Source organism: Pseudomonas sp. GM60 (genome assembly GCF_000282415.1).
Lineage (GTDB): Bacteria > Pseudomonadota > Gammaproteobacteria > Pseudomonadales > Pseudomonadaceae > Aquipseudomonas > Aquipseudomonas migulae.
On record NZ_AKJI01000175.1, the window covers coordinates 1 to 10,539 of the forward strand.

Annotated in this window: 6 protein-coding genes and 1 riboswitch; of the genes, 1 reads left to right on the forward strand and 5 read right to left on the reverse strand. The window is 62.8% G+C overall.

The features are described from left to right. The first annotated feature begins 147 nt into the window (after positions 1–147). Positions 148–1,371 (forward strand): NADH:flavin oxidoreductase/NADH oxidase family protein, encoded by a 1,224-nt coding sequence (locus PMI32_RS00305; protein WP_008035709.1) that lies wholly within the window; start codon positions 148–150, stop codon positions 1,369–1,371. A gap of 178 nt (positions 1,372–1,549) precedes the next feature. On the opposite strand, the gene PMI32_RS00300 is transcribed toward PMI32_RS00305, so the two are convergent. From PMI32_RS00300 to cobW, 5 genes are all read right to left on the reverse strand, one after another. Then, positions 1,550–3,196, reverse strand: coding sequence for a phospholipase D-like domain-containing protein (locus PMI32_RS00300; RefSeq protein WP_008035711.1), 1,647 nt, complete (start codon positions 3,194–3,196; stop codon positions 1,550–1,552). A gap of 202 nt (positions 3,197–3,398) precedes the next feature. Continuing rightward, positions 3,399–4,010 (reverse strand): vWA domain-containing protein, encoded by a 612-nt coding sequence (locus PMI32_RS00295; RefSeq protein WP_081501807.1) that lies wholly within the window; start codon positions 4,008–4,010, stop codon positions 3,399–3,401. A 53-nt stretch (positions 4,011–4,063) separates the two neighbouring features. Continuing rightward, entirely contained in the window at positions 4,064–5,062 is a 999-nt protein-coding gene (locus PMI32_RS00290; RefSeq protein WP_008035720.1) for a magnesium chelatase ATPase subunit I, read from the reverse strand. 151 nt (positions 5,063–5,213) lie between these two features. Continuing rightward, entirely contained in the window at positions 5,214–9,053 is a 3,840-nt protein-coding gene (cobN, locus tag PMI32_RS00285) for a cobaltochelatase subunit CobN (RefSeq protein WP_008035721.1), read from the reverse strand. 3 nt (positions 9,054–9,056) lie between these two features. Beyond that, complete coding sequence (cobW, locus tag PMI32_RS00280) at positions 9,057–10,124, reverse strand: cobalamin biosynthesis protein CobW (RefSeq protein ID WP_008035722.1); 1,068 nt, start codon at positions 10,122–10,124, stop codon at positions 9,057–9,059. 96 nt (positions 10,125–10,220) lie between these two features. Next, positions 10,221–10,432: riboswitch (cobalamin riboswitch) on the reverse strand. Positions 10,433–10,539: the final 107 nt, after the last annotated feature.

A 10,539-nucleotide genomic window follows, 5' to 3' on the forward strand; every position in this document is an offset into this window, starting at 1 on the left:
CCCGCCCCATCGGCTGCCGCCATCAGCGCGAAGGCTTGAAGGGCGCCAGAGCCAATTGACCAATTTCCATCCCGGTCTCGTTTTCCTGCTTGACATTAAAGTGAGCTTTAAGCTTAGCCTCTGTTCTCCACAGATGAGGAGTCAAGCATGTCGCCCTTCCAAGCGTTGAATTTGCCCAACGGCCAGACAATCGGCAATCGCATTGCCAAAGCGGCGATGGAAGAGAACCTTGCCGACACCGGGCAGGCGCCGTCCGATGCTCTGTTTCGCTTGTACCAGGCCTGGGCCGGGGGCGAAGCCGGGTTGTTGCTGACGGGCAATGTGATGATCGACCGCCGCGCCATGACCGGCCCCGGTGGCGTGGTGCTGGAAGATGAACGCGACAGGGAAAGCTTTCGCCAATGGGCAACGATTGGCCGCTCCGGTGGCGCGCAATTCTGGATGCAGCTCAATCATCCGGGGCGCCAGACCATGGCCAACCTCGGCCAGCAAGCGTGGGCGCCCTCAGCGGTGGCACTGGATCTCGGTTCATTTTCCAAGATGTTTGCCGAACCCAAACCGATGTCCGAAGACGATATCGCCGAGGTAATCACGCGCTTCGCCACCAGCGCTGCCCTCGCCGAAAAGGCCGGTTTCACCGGCGTGCAGATTCATGCGGCACACGGTTACCTGATCAGCCAGTTCCTGTCGCCATTGACCAATCGCCGCACCGACCGCTGGGGCGGATCCCTGGAGAATCGCGCACGTTTGTTGCTCGACGTGATCAGCGCCGTTCGCCAGGCCGTATCACCGAAATTCTGCGTCTCGGTAAAACTCAACTCGGCCGACTTCCAGCGCGGAGGCTTCGACGCCGACGATGCCCGCCAAGTAATCCAGTGGCTCAACGATCAGCCGATCGATTTGCTTGAGTTGTCGGGCGGCAGCTACGAAGCACCGGCCATGCAGGGCGAGGCACGCGATGGCCGGACCCTGGCGCGGGAAGCGTACTTTCTGGAAATGGCCGGCGAACTGGCGAGCGTGGCGCGTATGCCGGTGATGGTGACCGGCGGGATTCGGCGTTTGGCGATCGTCGAACAGGTGCTCGACAGCGGCATCGCCATGGCCGGGATCGGCACCGCGTTGGCCCTCGAACCACAGTTGGTCAAACACTGGCGCGAAGGCCGGAACAGCCATCCGCAACTGCCGCCGATCCAGTGGAAACGCAAACCGTTGGCCGCGCTGGCGAGCATGGCAGTGGTGAAATTCCAGCTCCAGCGCCTGAGCCGTGGCCGCAAGCCCCGGCCTGAGGTGTCGGCGGTCTGGGCGCTGATCCTTGATCGTTTGTACATTGGCCGGCGTACGCGTCAGTACCGACAGGCGATGGGGAAGTAATCGGGCGCGGGCTTAGAGGAGGAAGTGATCGAGTTGGTGCGGACTAACTTATTCTGCTGACGCGGGAAGACCGCGTCGCTCCCATCGCGAGCAGGCTCACTCCCACAGTGATCGGTGGCGCGCACAAATCCCTTGTAGGAGTGAGCCTGCTCGCGATGGGGCCATTGGATACACTTATTTACCGTCCGGAGAAACGCAGTCGCGACAGCTGCCGCAAATCCCCCGCCAGGTAATAATCATCAGTCCAGCTGTCATCCACCTTCAACGGCTGCACCTGTTTGAGCGCGAGTTTCTTGGCGAAGTAGCGAAAGCGGTAATGCTCGTAAAACCGCAGCAACTCCAAACCATAACGATCAGCCAGATCGGTATCGCCGCGCACGATCAGGTAGTTCTCGTCGTTGCCGTTGCTGGCCGCAGCGCTGAGGTTGTGGCTGCCGCTGATGATCGTCGGCGCGTCGCTGGTGAAGTCGGTGACCACGGCTTTGGTGTGCACCAGCAAGTTGCCCTTCTGGCCCTTCATGTTCTCTCGAAGCCAACCTTCCAGCCCGGTGTTGAGCAGCGCAGTCGCGGCAAATTCGGCGCTGCGATCAGCGTGAAAACCGGTGATACGGCTGGCTGTGTTTTGCAGGCCGTAACGCAAAATATCGTCGTGGGGCTGGCCGAGCAGCGCGTTGAGAATATCGTCGGGCAAGGCGAACGCGGTGACAAACAGCACGTCCTTTTTCGCGGCGTTGATGATCTCGACAAACGCCCGCAAATCACCCTGCCCCGAACGCGGTGAGAACCCGGCGAACAACGGTTGCTGCGGGTCTATCGGGTTGTGTTGCGTGATCCATTGCCGGGTGACGCCGACCTCGTCCGGTGTCGCCCAGACTTGCTCGAAGGTCTGCAGATAGCTGGCGCTGATGCGAGCATCGTCCAGCACATGCACCACGTTGGCCTGGCGATAAACGCCATTGGGCGTGAAATTGGTGCTGCCGCACAGCACCGCTTCAGGCTGAAGCTGCCCGGCGGCATCGACCCGGCTCAGCACCATGTATTTGTTGTGGAAGATGTTGTGAGTGACACGCCCGCGCTTGTTCGCCGCCGGGATTTTTTCCAGGCTGGCCTGGTTGATGACGGTGTCGTCATCGTCGGGTTGTGCGTGATACAGCACGCGAACCTTCACACCCCGTTCGAACGCCGCGTTGACGGCATCGACGATCACCTGCAACTCGTACTCGTAAATGGCAATGTCCAGTGCCCACTGATCATCCAGCGCCCGTTCGATAAACCCCAGCAAGCGCCCGAGCAAACCGTTTTCCAGCCACTGGCGCGGCGCATCGGGCCAGGCTTCGATGGGCAGGTTCTTGTTTGCGCTGATCAACGCGTCGAGGTCGGGAAACTTGCGCTGGAATGCCTGGCTGGCAGCCACCGCGCGGTTGAAAATCACACTCTGATTGTGCGGCAGGCCGTTGTCGGACGTGACGGTCACTTCGAGAAATTCGCCCAGCTGCGGTGCATCTGCGCTGCCATAGGCGAGGTGGATTCGGTAATGGATCGTCATCCCCGGATTGACCGCGTAATCGGCCCAGCGAAATTTCTGCAACGGCGCGAGGTTGCTCGGGGTGGCGTGAAACTGCGGGAACGTATGAGCCTTGCCGGGGAACGTCAGGCTATTGAACAGGAACAACCAGGGCTTGCTGCCTTGCTGTTTTTCGATGGCGAAACCCAACAGGCCCTTGCGGCGGGATTCGGCCAGGTCCATGGCCAGCAGCACGCCGTTGGTGCCGGCGTAGGCTTTGACGCGGAAATCGTCCTGACTGTTTGTGGCTAGAACACGCATGCTTCACTCCTGTGAATGGCTGCTTTCAGAGCATAGGGCAGGGATGCCGGTAAGCCGTGATTATCCAAAACCAAATGGATGCCATCGCGAGCAGGCTCGCTCCCACATTAGATCTACAGTGAACACATTATTTGCGAACGACATAGCCCCCCTGTGGGAGCGAGCCTGCTCGCGATGGGGCCAGAGTAAACACCCAAATAACTCAGCCTGAAACCAGCTCATCAATATGCCGATAATCCGTTTGCAGCTCCGCTGCCAACTGCCGCGCCCGCCCCAGCCGGATCGGTCCACGCTCGATGTCGATCAGCAGCCCCGGACACGCCAGCGCCGGCAACCCCGACCACTCCTTCAACCGGCCATCGGTCACCAGCAACAACCGTTGCTGCTCCGCCGGAAAGCGTTTTTGCCGGACCGCGAGCCATCGCCCCGCTTCGCCCAGTGCCGCCAGCAACGGCGTACCGCCGCCCGCGCCAAGGCCATCGAGCCAGTGGCGCAACCCGCTGGAAGCTTTCAATCCTTGCACTTGCCACTTCGGCGCATGGCCGCTGGCCGTCAGCAGCGCCAGGTGCGCACGTTGGCGGTAAGCGTCGTCGAACAACTGCGCCAACAGCCCCTTGGCGTCGCTCAAGGCCTGGTGGCGGCGCGTCGAGGCCGAGGCGTCGACGATCACCAGCCACAGTTCATGGGGCGAACGGGTGCGCAATTGAAACAGCACATCCTGGCGTTGGCGCGGGCGGCCGTTGAGCAAAGTGCCGGGCCAATTGATCGAGCCGCTGCGGGCGGCATGACGCTTACCCTGTTTGCCGTGGTCCAGCCGTCCGGCGCGGGGTCTGGCATTCGCCCCCGCGTCAGATCGAGGGCGAATGCCTAGGGCTTTTTTGGCCAGCTCGGCACTTCACGTCGAGCGCCGACCGGTAGCGCCTGCGCCGGCATTTCGCCCCATTGGCCCTGGCCTTCGCTCGGGCTGGATTGTTGCGGGGCGGGTTGCCGGGCCTGCTGCGGCGCCGGTGGCGACTGTTCGCGACGACGATGGCGCAAGGCGAACTCGGCAACGGCATCGATATCTTCCTCGGCAATGGCGCTAGCCCCCCGCCACGCCGCATGGGCACGGGCGGCACGCAGCCAGACCAGATCGGCGCGCAGGCCATCGACACCAGCAGCAAAACAGCGCTCGGTAATCTGTGCCAGCGCCTCATCATCCAGGGGGATGCTCGCCAGTGTGCTGCGCGCTGTCTGGCAACGCTCACGCAACGACTGTTGCTGGCTTTCCCACTCGGCGCAGAAGCGTTGCGGATCGCTGTCGAAATCCAGCCGCCGACGGATGATCTGCCCACGCTGGGCGGGTGCGGTATGACCGCCGAGGGCGACGTTCAGGCCAAAGCGGTCGAGCAGTTGCGGACGCAACTCGCCCTCTTCCGGATTCATGGTGCCGATCAACACGAACTTCGCCGAATGCCGATGGGAAATGCCGTCACGCTCGATCAGGTTGGTGCCGCTGGCGGCGACGTCGAGCAGCAAGTCCACCAGGTGATCGGGCAGCAGATTGACTTCATCGACGTAGAGCACGCCGCCGTCAGCCTTGGCCAGTACGCCGGGCGAAAACTGCGCACGACCTTCGCTCAGGGCAGCATCAAGGTCGAGGGTGCCGACCAGGCGTTCTTCAGTGGCACCCAGCGGCAAGGTGACGAACTGACCGCTGGCGAGCAGGTCCGCGAGGCCTCGGGCCAGGGTGGACTTGGCCATGCCGCGCGGGCCTTCAATCAGCACGCCGCCGATTTTCGGGTCGATGGCGGTGAGGTACAAAGCGAGTTTGAGATCGTCGGCGCCGACCACGGCGGATAAGGGGAAATGTGGGGTGTCGGTCATTATCAAATCTCGGTCATGGTCGGTAATTGCTTTTACTGTAGGAGTGAGACCGGCTTGCCGGCGATAGCGTTGGGTCAGTCAATATTGATTTGCCTGACACACCGCTATCGCCGGCAAGCCGGTCTCACTCCTACAGGGGATCTACGGTGTGTCAGGTGTCTTCTTCTATGTCCAGCAGCAGGTTTTCCAGTGCTTCTTTATAGGCGCCGGATTCCTGCCACATCCCGCGCTGCTGCGCTTCCAGCATCCGCTCGGTCATGTCGCGCAACGCATGGGGATTGTGCTCGCGGACAAAATCCCGGGTCGCCGGGTCCAGCAAATAAGCATCGGCCAGCAACGCGTATTGGTGATCGTCGATCAACTGCGTCGTCGCGTCGAAGGCGAACAGGTTATCGACCGTCGCCGCCAGTTCAAACGCCCCTTTGTAGCCGTGGCGCTTCACGCCGTCGATCCACTTCGGATTCGCCGCCCGCGAGCGGATCACCCGGTTCAGTTCTTCCTTCAACGTACGGATTTTCGGCAAGTCCGGTTGGCTGTGGTCGCCATGGTAACTGGCCGCCGCAGCACCGCTGAGGCTTTCCACGGCCGCGAGCATACCGCCCTGGAACTGGTAATAGTCGTTGGAGTCGAGCAAATCATGCTCGCGGTTGTCCTGATTCTGCAGCACGGCCTGAACCTGGCTCAGGCGCTGGGCGAACTGCTCGCGGGCCGCCGTGCCTTCGTCGGCACCGCCGTAAGCGTAGCCACCCCAGTTCAGGTAAACCTCGGCCAGGTCTTCGCGGCTCTGCCACAAACGACCATCGATTGCCCCTTGCACGCCAGCACCGTAAGCACCGGGTTTGGCGCCGAAGATGCGCCAACCGGCCTGCCGTTTGGCCGCGTCCTCATCAAGGCCCGATTGCAGCAACGCCTCGCGTTCGGCACGGACCTTGGCCGCCAATGGATTGAGATCGTCCGGTTCATCCAGCGCAGCGACTGCCTGCACCGCCGCATCGAACAAGCGGATCAGATTGGCAAAGGCATCACGGAAGAATCCGGACACGCGCAAGGTCACGTCCACGCGTGGGCGGTCGAGCAGGCTCAGCGGCAGAATTTCGAAGTCATCGACCCGCTGACTGCCCGTCGCCCAGACCGGGCGCACGCCCATCAGCGCCATGGCTTGCGCGATGTCGTCGCCGCCGGTGCGCATGGTCGCGGTGCCCCAGACCGAGAGGCCGAGCTGACGCAGGTGATCGCCGTGGTCCTGCAAGTGCCGCTCGAGAATCAGGTTCGCCGATTGGAAACCGATGCGCCACGCGGTGGTGGTCGGCAAGTTGCGCACGTCCACCGAATAGAAATTGCGCCCGGTCGGCAACACGTCCAGCCGCCCGCGACTCGGCGCGCCGCTGGGGCCGGCGGGGACGAAACGACCGCTGAGGGCGTCGAGCAGGCCGCGCATTTCCGCCGGGCCGCAGGCGTCGAGCCTTGGCGCGACCACTTCGCGCAGGTTGTCGAGGATGGCCTGCACCTCTGACCACCCCGGACCCTGTGGGAGCGAGCCTGCTCGCGATGGTGTGGCAGTCGACACCAATGTGGCTGACACCCCATCGCGAGCAGGCTCGCTCCTACAGGTATCGAGAACTTGCGAGATCAGTTGAGCGGCGAACAGTTCGAGGCGTTCGCGGGTATCGCCTGCCGTGCGCCAGACTTCATCGTTGAGCAATTGCAGCTCAATCGGTCGTGGCCCAACCCAAGGCTCAGCCAACGCGCAATCCAGCGGATCAAAGCCCAAACCAAACGCCTTGGCCAACGCCCGCAGCAAACTTGACTGCGCGCCACGGCCATCGCCCCGTGGAATCCGCAACAAAGCCAACAACGTGTCGATGCGCAGACGCCCGCTCGGCGACTCACCAAAGATGTGCAACCCATCGCGGATCTGCGATTCCTTCAGATCGCACAAATAGGTGTCCAGACGCGGCAGCCAGATCGCTGCATCGGCGTCGCTGTCGAGCTTCTCGTCCAGTTGCAGCTCACGGTCGATGTGCGTGTCGCGCACCAATTGCAGAATGTCGCGCTGCAATTCACGGGCGCGGCGCGGGTCAAGCAATTGCGCTTCGTAATACTCGTCGGCGAGCAGTTCGAGGTTTCGTAACGGGCCGTAGGTTTCGGCGCGGGTCAGCGGTGGCATCAGGTGATCGATGATCACCGCTTGCGTGCGGCGCTTGGCCTGGGCGCCCTCACCCGGATCGTTGACGATGAACGGATAGATGTTCGGCAGCGGCCCGAGCAATGCGTCCGGCCAGCAATGCTCGGACAGTCCGACGCCTTTGCCCGGCAGCCATTCGAGGTTGCCGTGCTTGCCGACGTGGATCACGCCGTGGGCGCCGTAGGTGTTGCGCAACCAGAAATAGAACGCCAGATAACCGTGGGGCGGCACCAGGTCCGGGTCGTGATAGACCGCGCTCGGGTCCACCTGATAACCGCGCGCCGGTTGAATACCGACGAAGGTCAGGCCGAAACGCAGGCCGGCGATCATCATTCGCCCGTCACGGAACATCGGATCGTTTTGCGCGGTGCCCCAACGTTCCAGCACTGCCTGGCGATTAGCCTCAGGCAAGGTGTTGAACATCAGGTTGTAATCATCCAGCGCGAGGCTTTGCTGGCACGGGCGCTGATCGAGAGTGTCGAGGTCATTGCTGACGCCGCCGAGCAATTGCTGGATCAGTTCGGTGCCGCTGCCCGGCAGTTCGGCCGGCAGCGGGTAACCTTCTTGATGCAGCGCACGCAGAATATTCAGCGCAGCGGCCGGTGTGTCGAGGCCCACGCCGTTGCCGATGCGCCCGTCGCGGGTCGGGTAGTTGGCGAGGATCAGGGCGATGCGTTTTTCGCTGTTTGGCAGCCGCGCCAGATCGATCCAGCGCCGCGCCAGTTCGGAGACAAAGTCCATGCGTTCCGGTTGTGCTCGATAGCACACCACGTCTGACTGGCTGCGCTCACTGCGCCACGCCAGGTCTTTGAAGCTGATCGGGCGACTGATGATCCGCCCGTCCAGCTCCGGCAACGCGATGTGCATCGCCAGATCCCGCGGGCCGAGGCCCTGTTCGCTGGCACGCCAACCGGGTTCGTTGTCCTGGGCGCAGATGGCCTGGATCACCGGGATGTTGCGTCGAAACGGTCGCAAGTGCGGCGCTTCGGGGCTGGATTGGGCGAAGCCGGTGGTGTTGAGAATCACCGAGGCTTCGACGTCATCCAGCCAGTCCTCGACCACCGAGAGGCAGCCGGGCTCTTTGAGACTGGCCACGGCAATCGGCAAGGGATTCAACCCCGCCGCTTGCAAACGCTGGCAGAAAACATCAATGAAAGCGGTGTTCGCCGCCTGCAAATGCGAGCGGTAAAACAGCACCGCCGCCACCGGTTGATCGGCCTGCCAGTCGGCTTGCCAATCCTGCAGTGCGGCGGGACTTTTTTGTGGGTGGTAAATCGCTGTGCGTGGCAGGGTTTGCGGCTCGGCCCACGCGTAGTCGCGCTCCAGCCAACGCGTGGCGAGGCAGCGAAACAGATCGAGCGCGTTGGCCATGCCGCCCTGACGCAAGTAATGCCAAAGCCGGTCGCGGTCTTCGGCAACCACCGTGCTCAGGTCGCTGAGCTCCGGGTCCGGGCGATCATCGCCGGGCACCAGAATCAACTGCACGCCGCGCTGTGAGAGCTCGACCAACCGCTCGACGCCGTAACGCCAATACGCAATGCCGCCATGCAGTGAGATCAGAATCACCTTGGCGTGGCGCAGCACTTCGTCGACATACAAATCGACCGAGGCGTGGTTCTGCACCTGCATCGGGTTGGCCAGACGCACGCTCGGGTAATCGTCCGGCAACTGTTGCGCGGCTTCGGCGAGCAGCGCGAGGCTGGAATCGCCGCTGCACAGGATCACCAGCTCGGCAGGGGTTTGTCCAAGGTCGGCAATGTTGTCATCCGAGACGAAACCGCCGGGCTGGGTCCTGAGCAGGTGCATGGGTTAAACGCTGAGCGCGGCGCGCAATTGCGCTTCGAGTTGCGCGGCGTCGAGCGCCTGGCCGATCAGCACCAGACGCGTGGTGCGCGCTTCGTCGGCGCCCCACTGACGGTCGAAATGCTTGTCGAAACGCGTGCCCACGCCCTGGATCAACAGGCGCATCGGCTTGTTCGGGATCGCCGCGAAACCCTTGACCCGCAGGATGCCGTGCTTGACCACCAATTGCGTCAGCGCGTCCATCAGCAGGCTTTCGTCGGCTTGTGGCAGTTCGATGGAAATGGAGTCGAACGCGTCGTGATCGTGGTCGTCATGGTCATCGCCGTCGTGGTGATGATCGTGGTGGCTATGACGGCTGTCGATGTGTTCTTCGGAACCGGCGCCGAGGCCGATCAGCACGTCCAGTGGCAGGCGACCGCTGCTGGCTTCGATGACTTTGACGGCGGGCGGCAGTTCTTCGGCGACTTCCAGGCGTACGCGGGCCAGGTCTTCGGCGCTGATCAGGTCGGCCTTGTTGAGAATCACCAGGTCGGCGCTGGCCAGTTGGTCGGCGAACAGCTCGTGCAGCGGCGACTCGTGGTCCAGGTTCGGGTCGAGTTTGCGCTGGGCATCCACTTGGTCCGGGAACGCGGCGAACGTGCCGGCCGCCACGGCCGGGCTGTCGACTACGGTGATCACCGCGTCAACGGTGCAGGCGCTGCGGATTTCCGGCCACTGGAAGGCCTGGACCAAAGGTTTTGGCAGGGCCAGGCCCGAAGTTTCGATCAGGATGTGATCGAGGTCGCCGCGACGGGCGACCAGTTCGCGCATCACCGGGAAGAACTCTTCCTGAACGGTGCAGCACAGGCAGCCATTGGCCAGTTCGTAGACGCGGCCGTTGGCTTCTTCTTCGGTGCAACCGATGGAGCACTGCTTGAGGATTTCGCCGTCGATGCCCAGCTCGCCGAACTCATTGACGATCACCGCGATGCGGCGGCCCTGCGCGTTATCGAGCATGTGCCGCAGCAAGGTGGTTTTGCCCGAGCCGAGGAAGCCGGTAACGATGGTGACGGGGAGTTTGGCCAGTGTTTTCATCGGATGCCCTTTGGCAAGGTGGCGGGCATGCGGGACGACGACCGCAGCGACAGGCGCGCGGAAGAGTTCGCCACCGGATCACCCCGCCCGGTTGTAGTGAGAATTCGTGTCGAGGCAGGTCTCCTGGCTGACGGTGTGCCTGTCGCGAGACTGGCGTTGGCTGCGCCTTCCCGCGAACCCGTTGGACAGGTTTGCAGTGGCGTGGCAGCGAACATCACCGTTCACAGTTGCGGGGGCAGCCGCGGCATCGACCGCGTTCCCTTCTTAGCTCCGGCAAACGCCGAAGAACCTCGAATGCGCAAGGCTACGCATGGTGTGGGGGCGGGTCAATGTCTTGTGGCGCCCGTACCGGCCCCTTCGCGGGCAAGCCTCGCTCCTACAGGAAACACCGCGCCCCGTAGGAGCGAGGCTTGCC

What these genes read in the sequence shown, in the direction of transcription:
- cobW (WP_008035722.1), bottom strand. Translation starts at nt 10,124, where the DNA reads ATGAAAACACTGGCCAAACTCCCCGTCACCATCGTTACCGGCTTCCTC.
- PMI32_RS00290 (WP_008035720.1), bottom strand. Translation starts at nt 5,062, where the DNA reads ATGACCGACACCCCACATTTCCCCTTATCCGCCGTGGTCGGCGCCGAC.
- cobN (WP_008035721.1), bottom strand. Translation starts at nt 9,053, where the DNA reads ATGCACCTGCTCAGGACCCAGCCCGGCGGTTTCGTCTCGGATGACAAC.
- PMI32_RS00305 (WP_008035709.1), top strand. Translation starts at nt 148, where the DNA reads ATGTCGCCCTTCCAAGCGTTGAATTTGCCCAACGGCCAGACAATCGGC.
- PMI32_RS00300 (WP_008035711.1), bottom strand. Translation starts at nt 3,196, where the DNA reads ATGCGTGTTCTAGCCACAAACAGTCAGGACGATTTCCGCGTCAAAGCC.